At 65.1% G+C, this 17,289-nt stretch carries 13 protein-coding genes; 7 read left to right on the top strand and 6 right to left on the bottom strand.

Annotation, left to right across the window (positions count from 1 at the left end; genetic code table 11):
- The 4 genes from E6C48_RS20085 (at position 1) to mgrA (ending at position 4,273) form a co-directional block, all read left to right on the top strand.
- On the top strand, positions 1-1,104 hold the full coding sequence (locus E6C48_RS20085; RefSeq protein WP_136359966.1) for an ABC transporter ATP-binding protein: 1,104 nt from the start codon (positions 1-3) through the stop codon (positions 1,102-1,104).
- Between the two features lie 31 nt (positions 1,105-1,135).
- Positions 1,136-1,882, top strand: a complete 747-nt coding sequence (locus E6C48_RS20080; protein ID WP_136359965.1) for a sugar phosphate isomerase/epimerase family protein — start codon at positions 1,136-1,138, stop codon at positions 1,880-1,882.
- A 12-nt stretch (positions 1,883-1,894) separates the two neighbouring features.
- Positions 1,895-3,034 carry a Gfo/Idh/MocA family protein gene (locus tag E6C48_RS20075; RefSeq protein ID WP_136359964.1) on the top strand — a complete coding sequence of 380 codons (1,140 nt, stop codon included), beginning with the start codon at positions 1,895-1,897 and terminating at the stop codon, positions 3,032-3,034.
- Between the two features lie 192 nt (positions 3,035-3,226).
- On the top strand, positions 3,227-4,273 hold the full coding sequence (gene mgrA / locus E6C48_RS20070; protein ID WP_136359963.1) for an L-glyceraldehyde 3-phosphate reductase: 1,047 nt from the start codon (positions 3,227-3,229) through the stop codon (positions 4,271-4,273).
- Between the two features lie 153 nt (positions 4,274-4,426).
- Here mgrA and E6C48_RS20065 read toward each other — a convergent pair whose 3' ends face one another.
- Positions 4,427-5,542, bottom strand: a complete 1,116-nt coding sequence (locus tag E6C48_RS20065) for a S1 family serine peptidase (protein WP_230978882.1) — start codon at positions 5,540-5,542, stop codon at positions 4,427-4,429.
- 315 nt (positions 5,543-5,857) lie between these two features.
- Between E6C48_RS20065 and E6C48_RS20060 the strand changes: the two genes are divergently transcribed.
- From E6C48_RS20060 to E6C48_RS20055, 3 genes are all read left to right on the top strand, one after another.
- Entirely contained in the window at positions 5,858-6,976 is a 1,119-nt protein-coding gene (locus tag E6C48_RS20060) for a trypsin-like serine peptidase (protein ID WP_136359962.1), read from the top strand.
- 314 nt (positions 6,977-7,290) lie between these two features.
- Positions 7,291-7,653 (top strand): hypothetical protein, encoded by a 363-nt coding sequence (locus tag E6C48_RS22650; RefSeq protein ID WP_168734595.1) that lies wholly within the window; start codon positions 7,291-7,293, stop codon positions 7,651-7,653.
- Complete coding sequence (locus E6C48_RS20055; protein WP_168734594.1) at positions 7,604-8,998, top strand: MORN repeat-containing protein; 1,395 nt, start codon at positions 7,604-7,606, stop codon at positions 8,996-8,998. Before E6C48_RS22650 ends, E6C48_RS20055 begins: the two co-directional genes overlap by 50 nt.
- Before the next feature lie 21 nt (positions 8,999-9,019).
- Here the strand turns inward: E6C48_RS20055 and amrB are convergent, their stop codons facing one another.
- The 5 genes from amrB to E6C48_RS20030 all read right to left on the bottom strand — a co-directional run bounded on the left by amrB (position 9,020) and on the right by E6C48_RS20030 (position 17,171).
- Positions 9,020-10,717 carry an AmmeMemoRadiSam system protein B gene (gene amrB, locus E6C48_RS20050; protein ID WP_136359961.1) on the bottom strand — a complete coding sequence of 566 codons (1,698 nt, stop codon included), beginning with the start codon at positions 10,715-10,717 and terminating at the stop codon, positions 9,020-9,022.
- A gap of 26 nt (positions 10,718-10,743) precedes the next feature.
- Positions 10,744-13,752: a caspase family protein gene (locus E6C48_RS20045; protein WP_230978881.1), complete on the bottom strand. Its 3,009-nt coding sequence runs from the start codon at positions 13,750-13,752 to the stop codon at positions 10,744-10,746.
- 10 nt (positions 13,753-13,762) lie between these two features.
- Positions 13,763-14,491, bottom strand: a complete 729-nt coding sequence (locus tag E6C48_RS20040) for a DUF4760 domain-containing protein (RefSeq protein ID WP_136359959.1) — start codon at positions 14,489-14,491, stop codon at positions 13,763-13,765.
- Complete coding sequence (locus E6C48_RS20035) at positions 14,488-14,862, bottom strand: hypothetical protein (RefSeq protein ID WP_136359958.1); 375 nt, start codon at positions 14,860-14,862, stop codon at positions 14,488-14,490. The genes E6C48_RS20040 and E6C48_RS20035 overlap by 4 nt, the downstream gene beginning before the upstream one ends.
- A 107-nt stretch (positions 14,863-14,969) precedes the next feature.
- Complete coding sequence (locus tag E6C48_RS20030) at positions 14,970-17,171, bottom strand: caspase family protein (protein ID WP_136359957.1); 2,202 nt, start codon at positions 17,169-17,171, stop codon at positions 14,970-14,972.
- Between the last annotated feature and the right edge of the window lie 118 nt (positions 17,172-17,289).

The raw sequence follows: 17,289 nt of genomic DNA, 5'->3' as shown, positions 1-17,289 counted from the left end.
ATGAACCTGACCGTCCCCTCCAGCGCCAGCGTGTCCGTGCAGGGCCTGTCGCTCGATTTCGGCGCCGTCTCAGTGCTGAAATCGCTCAACCTCGACATTGCCGACGGCGAGTTCGTGGTGCTGCTCGGTCCATCCGGCTGCGGCAAGTCCACGCTGCTCAACTGCATCGCCGGCCTGCTCGATATTTCCGACGGCCGTATCTTCATCAAGGGCAAGAACGTCACCTGGCAGGAGCCGGCCGAGCGCGGCATCGGCATGGTGTTCCAGTCCTACGCGCTCTATCCGCAGATGACGGTGGAGAAGAACCTGTCCTTCGGCTTGCGCGTCGCCGGCACGCCGAAGGACGAGATCGCCCGGCGCATCGCCCGCGCGGCCGAAATCCTGCAGATCGAACCGCTGCTGCAACGCAAGCCGGCGGCGCTTTCCGGCGGCCAGCGCCAACGTGTCGCCATCGGCCGGGCGCTGGTGCGCGACGTCGACGTCTTCCTGTTCGACGAGCCGCTATCGAACCTCGACGCCAAGTTGCGCTCGGAACTGCGCGTGGAGATCAAGCTCCTGCACCGGAAGCTGAAGAACACGATGATCTACGTCACCCACGACCAGATCGAGGCGATGACGCTGGCCGACCGTATCGCCGTCATGCGCGGCGGCGTCATCCAGCAGTTCGACGCGCCGCCGGTCATCTACAACCGGCCGGTCAATCGTTTCGTCGCCGGTTTCCTCGGTTCGCCGGGCATGAACTTTCTCGAAGGGCGGCTGGAAGACGGGAAAGGCGGCTGGCATTTCGCCGCCGACGGTATCTCGATTCCGCTGTCGACCTACGGTTTCGAGCGGAACCCCGTGGCTGGATCGGCGGCATTCGGCATCCGGCCGGAGCATGTCGCGCTGAACAGCGGCGAGGACTGGCCGTTCTCGATGACGGCAACGGTCGAGGTGGTCGAGCCGATGGGCTCAGACACACTGGTCTGGCTGCTCGTCGCCGGTCAAAAATTCAGTGTGCGCGTCGGCGCCGAGCGGGCTCCCGCCGCCGGCGAGACGGTGACGATCGGCTTCGATCCGATGCGGGCCTCCCTGTTCGACGGCGAGGCCGGCAAGCGGATTTGAGAATTTTCCTCCCAGCAAACGGACAGAAACGATGAACTGGTCATTCCAACTCTACAGCGCCCGCAACTTCCAGCCGTGGGACGCCGTGCTGAAAATGCTCGGCGAGGCGGGCTATACCCAGGTCGAGGGCTTCGGCGGCGTCTACGACGATCCGAAGGCCTTGCGCGCCGAACTGGACAGGAACGGCCTCACCATGCCGACCGGGCATTTTTCCATCGAGGCGCTGGATAATGATTTCGACGGCGTGCGCCGGCTCGCCGAGGTGCTCGGCATGAAGCTGTTGATCTGCCCCTATCTCGTCGCCGAAGCACGGCCGACCGATGCCGCCGGTTGGCGCGGTTTCGCCGAGCGGCTGGCGAAGGCCGGCGAGAAGGCGAAGGCGGCCGGCTATGGCTTCGCCTGGCACAACCACGATTTCGAGTTCCAGGCGCTGCCCGGCGGCTCCGTGCCGATGGACCATATCCTGTCGGCCGCACCCGGCATCGGTTGGGAGATGGATGTCGCCTGGGTGGTGCGCAACGGAACCGATCCCCTGCCGTGGATCGAGAGGCACGGCAAGCGGATTGCCGCCGTGCACGTGAAGGACATCGCCAGGGCAGGCGAGGGGCTGGACGAGGACGGCTGGTCGGACGTTGGCCACGGCACGCTCGACTGGCCCGGCCTGTTCAAGGCGCTGCGTTCGAAGACCGCTGCCGAATATTACGTCATGGAGCAGGATAACCCGAACGACATCGGCCGTTTCGCGCGCCGCTCGATCGCATCGGCCAAGGCCTGGTGAGCGGAGGGGACCATGGCGAAAAGACTCGGGATCGGCGTCATCGGCTGCGGCAACATCTCGGCCGCCTATTTCCGTCTGGCGTCGCTGTTTCGCGGCATCGAGATGCGGGCTTGCGCGGATATCAATATGGAGGCGGCGAAGGCGCGGGCGAAGGAGTTCAAACTGCGCGCCGAGACGGTGGACGATCTGCTCTCGGCGAAGGACATCGACATCGTCGTCAACCTCACCATTCCGGCGGTGCACTACGAGGTGTCGAAGCGTGTGCTCGACGCCGGCAAGCACGTCTATTCGGAAAAGCCCTTCGTCCTTTCGGTCAAGGAAGGGCTCGACCTGAAGAAGCGGGCCGGGAAAAACGGCCTGCGCATCGGCTCGGCGCCGGACACTTTCCTGGGCGGCGCACATCAGCTGGTGCGAAACCTGATCGACACCGGCAAGGTCGGAAAAATCACCAGCGGCACCTGCTACGTGATGAGCCACGGCATGGAGCACTGGCATCCCAACCCGGATTTCTTCTTCCAGCCGGGGGCAGGGCCGATGCTCGATATCGGTCCCTACTACGTCACCGACCTGATCCAGCTGATCGGCCCGATACGCCAGGTTGCCGCCGTCGCCACCACGCCGGCGAAGGAGCGCACGATCCTGTCGAAACCGCGTCGAGGCGAGAGAATCCCCGTCAACACGCCGACAACCATCCATGCGATTCTCCAGTTCGAGAGCGGCGCTGTGGTGACGCTGAATACGAGCTGGGATGTCTGGCGCCATGGCCACGCGCCGATGGAACTCTACGGCGAGGCCGGCACCGTCTTCGTGCCGGACCCGAATTTCTTCGGCGGTACGGTCAGCTACACCAAGGGCGAATCGGCGGTGAAGGCGCTGCCGAAATGGGACCATCCCTTCGCCGTTGCCAACGAGAAGCATCCGCACGGCATGATGGCCAATTACCGCACCGCCGGCCTTGCCGACATGGCGCTGGCGATCATGGAAGGCCGGCCGCATCGCTGCTCGATGGAACTGGCGCTGCACGCGGTGGACGTTATGACGGGCATCCTCAAGTCCGGCGAAACGGGTAAGTTTGTCGCCATGCAGACCACTTGCGAACGGCCGGCGGCGCTTGGGGTGAAGGAAGCAAAGGGGCTCTTGGCGAAGAAGTAGCCTTGCCGTTTTATCTCGAACAGGTTGAATTGCAGGTGCGTCCTTCGAGGCTCGCTCCGCTCGCACCTCAGGATGAGGACCGTTTGGTGCGACCTCCGTGGTCAGCGTTTGCTCACGACCTCCCTCATCCTGAGGTGTGAGCGGAGCGAACCTCGAAGGACGCACCCGTAATTTTTCAACTGGAAGTATCTCATGCCCTATACCCCTGCCGAGAACCGCTATTCTTCCATGCTCTACAATCGCTGCGGGCGCTCGGGCCTGAAACTGCCGGCGATCTCGCTCGGGCTTTGGCATAACTTTGGTGACGACACGCCGCATCGCACCAAGCAGGCGATCGTGCACAAGGCGTTTGACCTCGGCATCACCCATTTCGACCTCGCCAACAATTACGGCCCGCCGCCCGGCTCGGCCGAGCGGGCCTTCGGCGAAATCCTGCGCACCGATCTCGCCGGCTATCGCGACGAGCTGATCATCTCGACCAAGGCCGGCTACGAGATGTGGGCCGGCCCCTATGGCGAATGGGGCAGCCGCAAATACCTGCTTGCCAGCCTCGACCAGAGCCTGAAGCGCATGGGGCTCGACTATGTCGACATCTTCTATTCCCACCGTTTCGATCCTGACACCCCGCTGGAGGAGACGATGGGGGCACTCGATCATGCGGTGCGCTCCGGCAAGGCGCTCTACGCCGGCATCTCCTCCTACAATTCGCAGCGCACGCGCGAGGCGGCTGACATCCTGCACCGGCTGGGCACACCCTGCCTGATCCACCAGCCGAGCTATTCGATGCTCAACCGCTGGGTCGAGGAGGACGGGCTGCTCGACACGTTGGAGGGGCTCGGCGTCGGCTCGATCGTGTTTTCGCCGCTGGCGCAAGGCATGCTGACGGACAAGTATCTCGGCGGCATCCCCGAGGGTAGCAGGGCCAGCCAGGGCAAGTCGCTCAGAACCGCCTTCATCAACGAGCGGACCGTCGCCAATATCAAGGCGCTGAACGATATCGCCGGTAAGCGCGGCCAGAGCCTGGCGCAAATGGCGTTGGCCTGGGTGCTGCGTGGCGGGCGCGTCACCTCGGCGCTGATCGGCGCCAGCCGGCCAAGTCAGGTCGAAGACTGCATCGGCGCGTTGAAAAATCTCGATTTCAGCGAGGCGGAACTGGTCGAGATCGACCGTTATGCGCGCGAGGCCGACATCAACCTTTGGGCCGCCTCGGCCGAACGCAAGGGACCGCCGCGGAAATAGATCGTTTCACGGAAACGGTGAAACGATCTATCTCTTTGTTTTGGCCGCATTTGTGCGACGCCAACGATACCGTCTGGCTGCAAAATGCTCTAGGCAATCAAGACGGAAGCGGCGGGATTTCTCCCGCCGCCCGAAACCTGTTCTAAAAAAGCCCTACGTCTTAGGCTTCTGCGCGATGCCGTTGCCCGGCGCCTTTTCCGGCGCAGGGGCCGGCATCTGCATCCTGGCCTCGACCCAGGACACGTAGTTGCCGAGGCGGGTGTAGACGCCGTATGCGTTCTTGTGGCCACAGGCGGCGGTGCCGTCAGCCGGGCCTTCGCCCCAGGAGACGACGCCGATCTGCTCCGGCCCATCCTTGCCGTCGACGAACAGCGGGCCGCCGCTGTCGCCGTTGCAGGCGTCGCGCTGGCCGCTGGTGGTGCCGGCGCAGATCATGTTGGCCGTCAGCGGATCGCGCATGTCGGAAGCGATGGCCTCGGCGCCCGCCTCGATGCCTTTTTCCGAATAGCGCATGCGGCCGGCAAGCTGGCCGAGCGCCATCCTGAGATCGCTGGCGTAGATCTGCTTGATGCCGCTGTTGCAGGCCGCGTTCGGCTCCAGGTCGAGGTCGGCGACCATCAGGTCGTTGGGGAAGGTGCCGTCCTCCATCATGCCCCAGCCGGTCACGGTGGTCTTGCCGCTATCGGGCGCGGCGGTGGCGCTGATCCTGATGATCGGCGCGTCGACGGGTTCAGCGAGCCGCAACAGGCCGAGGTCGTTGTCGAGCGTCTCGGTCGAATAGCCCTCGTGGACGACGACCTCGCTGACCTTGGCCCGTTTGCCTTCGGCGAGATGGGTGGCGCCGATCAGGATGGTCACCGAAGCCGGATCGATCGCCTCGCCGTTGTCGGACAGGCAGTGCGCCGCCGTCAGCACCCATTGCGGGGCGATCAGGCTGCCGCCGCAGAACTGGGCGTTGGGTTGCGAGTCGGCGCTCTCATCCAGCCGCTCGCTGGTCAGCAGCGCGACCTGGAACGGGTACTGCCCTTTCTCGGCCTCCTTGCCGCCGAAGACGCGATCGGCGCCGTCGGGATTTTCGGCCTTTGCCTTGTCGCGCGCCTCGGCGACGCGCTTCATCGGCGATACCGCCGCTTCCGGTTTGGCGGCGTCGGCATATGCGGCGCCACCGACCGCTGCCGTGGCTGCGAGCGCCAGCAGCGACGCGGCGGCGAGTGATGAAGCCCGGTCGATGCCCACTCGATTGATGCCCATCCGATTAATGAAAGTCACCTGTGTCCTCCTGAGACGGTTGTTCCCCAAGGCAGGCGGCGTGCCGTTCGCTGCGGCGCGCCTCGTCGCTGGAATCCATGGATGTCCGTGCCCTGCCCGTTGCGGACCCTATAGCCCCCCGCGGGCTACGTGGAAGCGATTTGTCGTTTCCAAAATGGGAATATTTTGGGCAGACTGCGAAGGCGCGCCGGGGGTGAAGATACGGCCGCGATAAGGGGGATCGCGAGGGCGCCGGCATCTTCGAATGCCACCACGATCTCGACAACATTGTTCTGTTCTGATCCAGCCTTTGCTGACTTTTGGGAGAGTCTCAACGTGACAAAACTGACAAAGACCATCATTGCGTCCGCGCTTGTGTCGACGGCCATGTGGGCGTTGCCTGCCTCGGCGCAGCAGGCCGGCAGCGCCAATGCCGGCAACAGCGAAAGCATGCGTGACGTCGGCTCGGACGACTTCAAGCCGGGCCGGGCCAAACCGATCGCGCCGCCGAAGCTGAGCGAGGACGAAGCCAGCCGCGCCGCGCCGCTGACCGACGAGGAGACGGCGGTGAAGTCCTACGGCGTCGTTGGCAAGTCGTCCGACGGCAAGGCCATCAGGGAAGCGCCGAGCGAGGCGATCCGCAACCTCGTGATCGAGGAGATGAACGCACCGGCCGACGGGGGGCAATCCGGCGACGATGCGGCATCCGGGCCGCAGAAGACCGAAGATCCGGCACTGAACGAGGGCGACGAGGCGAACCGCCAGGTGTTCGGCGATGACGATCGCGTCCAGATCAAGAACACCAAGGTCTATCCGTTCAGCGCCATCGGTTATCTGGAAGCCAAGTCGCCCAAGACGGGCAGCTACGGCAGCTGCTCGGCGACGCTGATCGGTCCGCGCACGGTTCTCACCGCCGCGCACTGCCTTTACAGCCACGAGGACAAGGACTGGCTGGACGAGTTCCTGTTCGTGCCGGCGCTCAACGGCAGCACCGCCGACGACGCGCCGTTCGGCTCCTTCACCTATGACAGCGCCTATATCCTGCAGGGCTTCATCGACAACTATCAGGGCTATTACGGCTCGGTCGTGCCTTGGGATCTCGGCATCGTCACGCTGAAGCAGGACGTCGGCAACAGCTTGGGTTGGCTCGGCTATTCCAATTTCGACGATCTCGGCGACTTCACCGCCAACATTGTCGGCTATCCGGGCGATAAGCCGATGGGCACGATGTGGCGCGCCACCTGCGACGTGATGGCCGAGAACATCGGACCGGAGAATTTCGCCTACGATTGCGATACCTATCCGGGTTCCTCGGGCAGTTCGGTCTATGCCTACGACAACAAGTCCAAGCAGCGCATCATCACCGGCGTGAACATCGCCGAAAGCCCGGATGCCAATACCGCTATCCGGCTGAACGCCGTCAACATCGAGTGGATCAACAGCCTCTGGAAGTAGGCCGGATGGCCGTCGGAACAGGCGGTTCATCCATCTTTTCAGGACGGCGGCGGGGCAATCCGCCGTCGTCCCCGCACCCATCGGCAGCGGGCTGAAGTGCGGGACGACGCCTCCATCGAAAGCCGCTCTTGCGCGGCGCCGAGGCGCCGACTACGGTCGGTTATTCTTGGGGCATCCATTCGGGGGGACGGATGAAACGGGTAGCAATGCGGCTCCGGTCGGCACTTGCGGCGGCGTGTCTGCTTTGCCTGGCCATACCGGCCACGGGCGCCGAAGAACAAGGAACGAGCACCGCAGGCGCGTGGGCCGAGAGGGTGCAGATTCTCTACGACGCCGAAACGCGCTCGGTGGCGCGCAGGCTGGTGCGGGTGTGGGATTTCCAGCCGCAGTTGAACCTCGATTTCGTCTGGGAGCCGGCAGCCGGCCCATCGCCCGGTGCGACGGTCGCGGCGGACGGGACCGTCACCGGCAAGGGCAAGCTGGTGTGGCGCGTGCGCGGCTCGGCCAGCTACGATCCGGCGACGGTCTATTCGAGCTATTTTGGCGAGCTGAAGGACGGTCGCCCCAACGGACAGGGCAGGCTGGAAATCCGCACCGGCGAGGTGTTCGAGGGCCAGTGGGCCGCCGGTGCTCGACGGCCAGGGTCTCCATGTCGATACCGCCGGCAATCGCTATGAAGGCGCCTTCCTCGCAGGCCTGCCGAACGGCAAGGGCCGGTTGCTGTCGCGCACGGGCGAGATTTTCGAGGGGGCGTTCGTCAATGGCCGCAAGGACGGCAAGGGCCGGACGCGGCTTGCGGGCGGCACCGTCTATGAATCACAATGGGTGATGGGACGCGAGATCGGCGCCAACCGCCCCGACGTGCTGGCCGACGCGCGCGTCGGCGGCCTCATCAAGGCGCAGGCGGGCGGTGGCGACGCTGGCAAGGTCGAGATCGGCGTCGTCGTCGACGAGCGCATGAACCAGCAGTCGAATATCGCTTATGAGGGGCTCGTCCGTGACGAAGATATCGCCATCTATCCGCAATATTACAAAGACGTGTGGAACGGCGGCGAGGTTCAGGTCGGCACGGACTATTATGAAGGCCCGGACTGGGAGAACGAACGGGCCTTCGCCGAGGTCAGTCTCGACACTGCCGGCAATGGTCGTGTGAAGCTCAAGAACCTCGAAATGCGGGTCGCTTCCAGCAAGGCCTATCGCAAGCCGATGCTGTCGCTGAGCGAGCACAGCGGCTGCGTGGGTTTCCGGCCCGACTTCTCCATTGTGAACAACGGTTGGGGCGAAGCCAAGGATATGAAGGTGTCGATCCGCTTCAGACAATCAGACGCGGAAACCATGGAGTTCGTCGGCGATCCGAGCCCGACCTATACGGTCGACGTCGGGACTGTCGGCGACGGCGCGGATGTCTCGATCAAGAATGTGCTGCTACAGGCGGGGGTTGATACGGCGGCGCTGGAGAAGGAGCGCTTCCCATGCCCCTCTCAGGACGCGTTCAACGTTTGCCGGCGCCAGGTTCTCAACAAGATCGATTTCGGCGAGCTTGCCGACTATGTGGGAGGTGGAGGGAACTTCATCGAGTTGGCCGGCGCCGGCACGCTCGACTATTCCTGGGCGGACGACTACGGCAATACCACGCGGCAAAGCGAGCCGTTCCAGTTGCGGCTCATGCTGGCCTTTCTGGAGACGCCGGAAGAGGTGGCCGAATGCGGCGACGGTTTCGGCGGCGCGCCGGAAGCGACGCGCTACCAGGACGTCGAGTTTCCCATCGACAAGCACGACTATGTCATACCGATGCCGGTGAGGGGCAACCGCAACATCAGTTCCTATACGGCGCGGCTGAAGATGTGGTCGTCGATGTCGTCGATTCACCGCTTTTCCATTGCCGCCGGATTCGCCGACGGTTCGGTGCGCGAAAGCAAGCCGGTGACGCTGTTCTACTTCCGTCCGAAGGAAAGCCGTTTCGAGAGCAAGGCGGAACCGGACGCCTGTTATCTGCCCCGCGTCATCGGCGGTTGCGGCTGACAAAAGGCTGGCCGAGCCGCGTCAGTTACGGCCCATGTCGAAATAGTTCGGCAAGGAAATGAGCCGGCAAAAGACCGTGCCCTGGGCGAAGACGCGCACCTCCAGCATGGCGCCAGACGCGCGGTCGGCGCCCTGGTCGAACAGGAAGTTGCCGAGCGAATAGACTTCCACCGTATCGCCGCCGCCGAGCGATATGAGCCTGCCGCTCGACACATGCGGATGGCCGCCGGCGACGATGGAGACGCCGCGCAGTCGCATCGCATCGGCCAGCGCGACCTCGCGGGCGGAGGGCTCGGTGACGTATTCCCGGCCCCAGTGCACGAAGGCGACGGTCGGGCGGGAGGCGTCCGGCCGCACCAGCCGGTCGAACAGGGCAGGGGTGACGAGTTCCTTGAAGGCGGAGCCGTTGGTGTCGATGTCGGTCAGGCCGATGACGTCGAGATCGGGAAGGGCGAGCGCTTCGCCCTGGCCGAAGTGCGCGAGGCCGGCGGCATCGAGCGCGGCGACGGTTTCGGCATAGCCGGATGGGCCGAGGTCGAAGGCGTGGTTGTTGGCCAGGCCGACTCCCACGACGTTCAGACGCTTCAGAAAATCGATGGTCAATTCCCGCGGCATGGCGAGCGTCATGCCATCGATCGCCTCCGGCACGTTGGGCAGAACGACGCCTTCGAGATTGACCACCAGCGGCCATCCGCCGGTGATGGACAGAACGCTGTCGGCGATGGAATCGGCGACGCCGTCGCGCAGCAGGACCTTCTTCATGGCGCGGCCGAAATTCACGTCGCCGGCAAGGTAGGTCAGCCTGTCCCGCGGTCGCGCCGGATTGTTGAAACCGGTGTCGAACGCGCCGAACAGCACGACCATGTAGCTGGTGGTGCGTTGCTCATGAGCTGGTGAACGCTCCTGCGAATTCTCGTTGGCGACGACGAGGGGGCGGGCGCCGAACAGTTCGGCCTGCAACCTGGTCTGGACATAGAGCGCCCCGACGGAATCGGCATGGCTTGGCTGGTTGAGCGCGGCGATGCCGTCGAACGCGCCGGCGGCGAGCAGGTTGAGCGTCTGCTGGTCGAAGCGGCGGGCCTCGTGCTGCGGCAGGAAATGGGAGAAGTCGGTAGATTCGACGACAAGCGTTTCGCCGTCGACGATGGGCTTCAGCGCCTCGGCCAGCCTGTCCCAGTCGGCACGCTTGGCCTTGGCCGACATAGCGACGGGCACGATTTCGGCGTCTGGAAAATAGTGCCGCAGGAAAGGCAGCAGGGCCAGCACGCCATGTTCCTCGGAAAACAGGCAGGACACTTCCACCATGTCGGCATGCCGCGTCAGCAGGGTGACGGCGTCGCGATCCGTCCTCACTGGGCCGAGGACGGTGTCGAAACCATGCTGCGTGGTGGCGAACGGCTTTTTGGAACGGTGAAAGTGGTCGGGTGCGAGGAGCACGATGCGCTTGTAGGAAAAGCCGGAGGCGGCATGGATACCGAGCGCCATGAGGTCGGCCGCCAGCAGGTGGTGCGGCACGGTGATGCCGGTGAGCCGCCTGTTCGATGTCTGCGTATCGGCGGCGGCGGCGATGGCCTGCTGGAACTGGCCTGCGTCATCGTAGAAAGGGCCGAAGTTGCCGGCTGCGGGCGGGCAGGTGGGGGCAGCGCTCGCGAGCAAGGGAAACAGAAGGGCAAGGAAGAGGACGATCAGCCCGGCTGCGTTCAGCCGGTTTTCGGTCATGCGTGGATTGCCGGGCTTGGGACGGCTCACGGCTCGGCCAGCACGATGTTCTCCACGCCGCCGACATAGTAGAACGGCTTCTGCTGGGATTGGGTCAGGCGCACGACTTCCTTGGAGATGTAGTCGGCCAGCCCGAACAGGGTGACGCCGCTGTCGGATGTCCTGGCCTTGCCGCGCAGGCCTTCCAGCACGGAATAGGTGAAGACGCCGTGGCTGAGTTCCGGCAATTCGGCGGCGGTGTTGTTGGCGGCGGTGGCCGAGAAGACGACGATGCGGGCGTCCTGCGCGTCCTTCTCCAGCCTCGGGTTGAAGGCATTGGCCGCGTGGCAGGTGTCGAGCAGCATGAAGCGCATGCCCTTGGCACGCTCGACCGATTTCTGGATGTCCGACCAGTCCACCAGCGAGGAGCGTTTCCAGCGCTCGGCGTCCTGTTTGCGGCCGTCGGTGGGGATGAAATAATAGTCGTCGTCGATGTTGATGCCATGGCCGGCGACGAAGACGATGGTCGTGTCGTTCTCGCCGGGCTTGTCGAGGAAATCGGCGAGCTGGTCGTCGATGGTGTCGGAATCCGGCTCCAGCACCTCGCCGCTGCCGGCGAGCGCGGCGCTGTCGATGGTCGCGTCCTTGTTGACCAGCACCAGCGATTCCATCGAGGAAAAGAGCGGCGCGCTCTTTTCCATCACCACCTTGAGGAAGCCGGTGGCGTCGTCCACCGGGTAGCGCAGGTCGCATGGGCGCCCGCCGCAGGCGTCGGTGAGGAACGGATATTTGTCGACGCCGATGACGGCGAGGTAGAGCTTGCCCTTGTTGGCCGCCTTTTCCTTCTTGCGGGCGAGCGCGGTGACCGAACGCTCGGTGAGATAGCCGAATTCGTTGGTGCCGGTGATGCGAATAGTGTTCTCGCCGTCCTCGACCGGCACCTCGACGACGGTCGTGGCGCCGCCGTCGGCCGAGCGCGCGGTGAAGGCGCCGACGTTGCGGCTGTTGGACAGGATGGAGAAATCGGCGATGTCGGCGCCGCCTTCCCCGGCGCCGGTGATCTCGACGGCGACGAAGCCGTCGCGAACGCCGGACTGATCGGCGGCGAGACGCGCCTGGAACTCGGGCGGCTTGCGTTCCAGGAGCTTCTGCAACTCGCGGTCGACCCCGGGCCGCAGTTCCTTGATGGCATCGTCGGCGCTGCGCAGGATGATGGCGCGCCGCACGATCTCGGGACTCCACAGATAGCGCTTGAGCTGGTCGCAGCGGATGTAGCGGCCTTCGCGGTCGCGTCCCTGGTTGACTTGCCAGCCGATCAGTCTGTCGCCGTCCGGCGAGGAATAATAATAGCCCTGCGGGGTCCAGGCGATCCATTCCGAGCCGGCGAAGAACATCGAGACGATCAGCTTGCGAGTCTTAAGGTTCCACAGCCGCAGCGTCTGGTCGGCGCTGCCGGTGGCCAGCAGGCCGGCCTTCTCCGCCGCAGCCATGGCATGGATCTCGCCGGTATGGCCGGTGAACTCGCCCGACACGCGCGCTGTCTCCGTGCGGTATTCGAGCAGCGTGCCGTCCGTGCCGCCGGTGATCAGGCCGAGGCCGTCGCGGATCAGCGTGAAGGCGGCATGCGCATAGCCGTTCTGGGGCGTGTTCTCGATCGGGCGGGTTGGCTTGCTGCCGTTGCCGATCTCCAGCACGGCGTTTTCCAGCCCTTCCTTGCCGCCGGGCTTCGCCGTCAGCGACCACTGGCCAACGGTCGTTTGCGCGCGCAGGAAGCCCTCCTGCCGCTCCACCGGCATGGGGCTGTCGAAGAATCGATCGGCATTCGGTAGCGCCAGGGCCGCAGTCAGGGTGCCGAGTTCGGCAGGGCAGGCGACCTTGTCGGGGCAGGGATTGGCGTTGCCCCATGCCACGGTACTGCCCGCCGCGTCGATGCCGACCGCCGTCACCGGCTGGCCCTTGCCTTGCAGCGCCGCCTTCAGCTCGCCGGTCGCCGGGTCCCAGATCTGAATCGAATGGCGGGTGCCGCCGGCGGTGGCCACCAGCGAGCCGTCGGCATTGGCGGTGCTGGCGAAGACGGTGCCGTCATGGCCGGCATAGGTCAGCACCTGTTCGCCGTTCTCCACGTTCCAGACGACGGAGCGGTTCCTGTCGGCGCAGCGGTAGCCGCAGGAGGCGACGAGCCGCGTTCCCCTGGCGGCGAACGTCAGCGAGCCGATGAAGAAGTCCTGCTTCGGCATGGCGCGGGCAAGCGTGCCGTCCGCCGCGCGCCAGACCTGCACCGTGCCGTCGGCCGAACCGGTGGCGAACTGCGCGCCGTCCTGCGAGACGGCGAGCGCCATAACCGGCGTGTCGCGCAACGGTTCGGCCTCGTCGGCAAGGGCGATTTCCTCGCCGTCCTCGAGGTTCCACAGGCGGATGCCGTTGTCGGTCGTTGACGCTGCCAGCCGCGTTCCGCCGGCAGCGAAGGCCAGCTTGTCGAGATGCCAGGAATCGGCGTCGAGCGTCCTGTCCTCGGCCCACCCGCTTGCGGCTGCGTCGTCGCGCCGCCACAGATAGACCATGCCGTCGGCACCGCCGGCCGCCAGCCTCTGGCCGTCAGGGGAGAAGGCCAAGTCGTAAATTTCGTATTGCGGACCTTTCAGGACCGCGGCCATGCGCCCGGTCGAGAAATCGAACAGGCGCACGTCGCCGTAGGGCGGCTTGTCGCCGATACCGGCGCCGAAATAGCCGCCGGCGGCAACGGTTCTACCATCCGGCGAGACGGCAACCGCGTAGACCTTGCCGTCCGGCCCCGGTCCCATATAACCGCGGATGGTGCGCAGCGTCACGCCGCTCTGCCAGTCCCATATGCGGATGGTCTTGTCGTCGGAGGCTGAGACGATTTCGTCGCCGCCGGGCGTGAAGGCGAGATCGGCGATGCGCGCGGTGTGGCCGCCGGCATCGAGGTCGAGACGGAAATCGGCACCGTCCTCGGCGCGGGCCGGCACGGCGGCAAGCAGGATCGAGGCCGCCAGCAGAAGGCATATGGTCAGGATGCGTCTTAGCCAGCCTCCCACGGCGCGGCCCTCAGAGCCCGAACAACGAGGAAGGCTCTTCCTCGTTGACATATCTCTCGATCGGCAGGGCGTAGGTGGCGGCCCCTGTCTTCCGCTGCTTGCCGACGTAGCCGGAGAAGTAGCTCCAGAACGAGACGGCGTAATCGCGGAAATAGGCGTCGGCCATCTTGCGCGAGCATAGGCCGCCGTCGACGCAGAAGGACAGACGGTTGAGGAAATAGACGATGCGGTCGAAGTCGGCGGCGAAATCCGCCAGGGGCTGGGCGCCGCCGTCCGCCGACATCGCCTGGATGCCGATGCGCTGGCGATAGATCGACTGCTCGGTCCGGGTCGGCGACTGGCCGAGCAGGTTGGCGTATTTCTCGTTCAATCCGGTAAGCCGCGCCCTGATGGCCTGCTGCGCCTTCTGGTAGTCGCCCTGATCCCACAGTTCGACCATGCGCATGGTCTGCGCGACACGCTGTTCCTCGCGCTGGGCAAGGTACTGGTAGACCGAGAAGATCGCGCCCACGACAAGGCCGATGCGTACGAACAGGCCGGCCCAGGCATCGACCCGGATCCGCCAGTCGCTGTCGTTGAACGGCGTTTCCTTCTTCGCCGAATGCGCCGACTTTTCCGCGGCGACGTCGCCGGGCTGCTCTTCCGGCTTGGCGGTTGCCTCCTTGGACATGGTCAGCGCCAACGCGCTCGACGGCTTGCCCGCATCCCGCCTTGCTTCCTTCGTTCCCGATCCGCTCATTGGCAACTGCCCAGTTCGATCCTGGCCGAGGGGTCGAGCACCAGGCCGGGCTCCTCGAGTTTCTTCTTGAGGCAGCCGAGCTGCGCACGCGAGATCATGAACTGCGTATCGGGCTCGACCGCTCCGCTCTCGGGCGTCGGCAGGGCTTCGACGATGCCGCGCGATCCGCATTGCGAGAGATCAACGGCGACGGCCGCTCCATCACCCTTTTCCAACTGGTCGTACTGTTCCAGGAAGCAGTCGGCCAAGCTGGAATTGGTGACGATCGACTGGGCGCACAGGCCACAGGCCTCGTCGGCGCTGGCACCTGTCAGGCAGAAGGCCGCCACGGCAAGGCCGAGGCCGGCGCTGCGCATACGGGATAGGAGCATGGCTTTCACAAGGCACCTCTCGTTTCACTGTCAGGGCCGCGTGCGCCAGCAAACGGCCCGATATCGATGTCGATGGTCTTGGCAACCGGCGACCGGTACAGAAAGCGTCAGGAGCGGGGCATCGTCTCCACCGGGAAGATCATCACCGCGCCCTTGGAGCCCTTGTTGTCCGACAGTTTCATGACAGAACGGGTTGCCGGCGCCATGCCGATGTCGGCCAGCATTTCGGAGAAGCCGGCGAGGCCGGTGCCGCGCGTGGCTGCCGGAACGCCGTCCTGCGCCAGGAAGGAAAGATCCTCCTTTTCGCTCTGCGGCGGGGCCGCGGTCAGCACGGCGATCATGCGTTCCATGCCGAAGCTGGTGTCGGTGAAGGCGAACAGGCCCTCTTCCAGCGCCGCCTGCGGGGCCAGCCGCTCCGACACGATATGGGCGATGGAATAGTCGGAGCCGACATAGAGCACGTTCAGGTCGATAAGGTCGGTTGATTTGTTGACAACCTTCACGTGCATCTCGTCGCCGGGCGAGACGCGCGGCACGACGGACGCTTCCAGCTGCTCCGGCGTGTCGGCGCCCTCCCGCTTGATCAGGAACTGGACCTCGACTTCTTCAGGACGGTAGTCATTGGCCGCGGCGAGCCGCGACAGGCCTGTGGCGCGGAAGATGGTGGTGAGGTTCTTGGCCGTCGTCTCCAGCAATTTCTGGCGCTCGTCGGCATGGATGATGATGAGCGGCGGCCGGGCACCGTTGCTGGTCGTCACGTCGCCCGATGCCGGCAGGAACCACAGCGCCGGCTTGTCGGTGGCGTCGGTCGCGGTGCCGGCAATAGCGTTCTCGCGCAGCACCGCCAGCCGCAGCTCGGCGGCCTTGCCAGCCTCTACCAGCTTGATGTTGAAGCCGCTGTCCTTCTTCGCCGCCAGTTCGTCGAGCATGGAATTGACCAGAGCCGTCTCGGTGTCCAGTCCGTCGCTCGACGACGGCCGTGCCACCGCCAGCGTGTAGTCCACCGCCAGTTCGGCCACACGCGCATAAGCGCCGTTGGGAATGTCGGCGATCTTTAGTGCCGGCTTGCCGTCGAACTCGATCGGCTTGATCTTGCTTTCCAGGTTCCGGGCCGATGTGACCTCGAGATAGCCGACCGCATCGGCGATGGGCGACAGCGCCGAGGGGAGGATCGCGAGTTTGCTGCCGGGGTTGAGGCGATGCAGCAGGCCGCCCTTGATGGTGGCTGCATCGCCCTTGACCACGATCGGCCATTGATGGGCGGCATCGGTCTTTTCGGTGCCGAAGACCGGCGCGTCCAGTTCACCCTCGAACAACGGCGTCGGGCGGGTGCGTCCGTTGGCGGCGTATTGCTGCAGCACGGCCTGACCGAGCTGGCGATAGGTGATGTTCGGGTTTTCGGCCAGCTTCGCCATGATTGTGAAGGTGAACAGACCGAAGCGCGTGGCGCCCTCGGCGCCCTTGGGCAGCGGCATTTCGGGCGTCGTCTCCACCGTCTGCGCGGCGTAGAAGGCCACCATCTTGCCCTTGGTACTCGGCTCCGCACCCGTCGGCGTCAGGTTGAAGCCGACCTGACGGCCACCATCCGCTTCGAGTGCGCGCGATGCCGCAGCGCTTGCCTCGTCGTAGACCGTCTGCGCTGCGGCGCGCGCCGCTTCATCGCCGCCGACCAGGTCGGGGAATTCCACCTTGCGCTCCATCTCGTCGTCGACGAGGACGGCGCGGGTCGCGGTGCCGGAATGGCAGCAGTCGAAGACGACCCAGACGAAGGCGCCCTTGGCGCGGATGGCATCAAGCGCGTCGCGGATTTCGTCGTCGACCAGTGCGTTCGGCACGCCGCTCGCGCGGTCGGCCCATTTCTGGATATCGACCGGCAGGAAGATCTCGTCGAGGCCGTCCGTCTCGTCGCCGGCCTGGCGCTCCGGCTGCTGGGCGCCGTGGCCCGAAAGGTGGAGATAGACGAAATCGTCGCGCTGCACCTTGGCGGCGAGATCGGTGAAGGCCGCGGTGATCGCCGCATGAGTGGGCGGGCCGCTGGCGCCCTCGACGTCCTTGGCCAGCAGCGTGATGTTGTCCGCCTCGAATTTCACCGGCGCCGGAGCGTTGTTGATAAGATAATCGCGCACGAGGCCGGCGTCGTGCTTCGGCCCGATCAGCCACGCCTTCTTCGGCAGGTTGTCGTAGTCGGTACAGGCAACAAGCAGTGCGTGGTAGGTGCGCGCGGCAGCGCGCGCCCGGAATGACACCATGCCCGCCATTGCCGCCGCCGCCGAACCGGCGAGCAGCGTACGCCGCGTCAGTTCAATCATGATCGTTTCCCCCGAAACCCATCAATCTTCCCAAGCAATTCGAGCTTGGACAAGGATTTTGGCAGTATTTGGGAAGTTTTCACACTCGGCAAGCGGCAAAGAGCTTACCCGCCTGGCG

Origin of the sequence: Ollibium composti (assembly GCF_004801285.1) — a bacterium.
Classification (GTDB): domain Bacteria; phylum Pseudomonadota; class Alphaproteobacteria; order Rhizobiales; family Rhizobiaceae; genus Mesorhizobium; species Mesorhizobium composti.
This window is presented reverse-complemented; position numbering and strand designations above follow the sequence as displayed.

Excerpts from the sequence above, each read along its gene's own strand:
- E6C48_RS20030 (WP_136359957.1), bottom strand. The coding sequence starts at position 17,171 with ATGATTGAACTGACGCGGCGTACGCTGCTCGCCGGTTCGGCGGCGGCG.
- E6C48_RS20035 (WP_136359958.1), bottom strand. The coding sequence starts at position 14,862 with ATGCTCCTATCCCGTATGCGCAGCGCCGGCCTCGGCCTTGCCGTGGCG.
- E6C48_RS20040 (WP_136359959.1), bottom strand. The coding sequence starts at position 14,491 with ATGAGCGGATCGGGAACGAAGGAAGCAAGGCGGGATGCGGGCAAGCCG.
- E6C48_RS20075 (WP_136359964.1), top strand. The coding sequence starts at position 1,895 with ATGGCGAAAAGACTCGGGATCGGCGTCATCGGCTGCGGCAACATCTCG.
- E6C48_RS20080 (WP_136359965.1), top strand. The coding sequence starts at position 1,136 with ATGAACTGGTCATTCCAACTCTACAGCGCCCGCAACTTCCAGCCGTGG.
- E6C48_RS20085 (WP_136359966.1), top strand. The coding sequence starts at position 1 with ATGAACCTGACCGTCCCCTCCAGCGCCAGCGTGTCCGTGCAGGGCCTG.
- amrB (WP_136359961.1), bottom strand. The coding sequence starts at position 10,717 with ATGACCGAAAACCGGCTGAACGCAGCCGGGCTGATCGTCCTCTTCCTT.
- mgrA (WP_136359963.1), top strand. The coding sequence starts at position 3,227 with ATGCCCTATACCCCTGCCGAGAACCGCTATTCTTCCATGCTCTACAAT.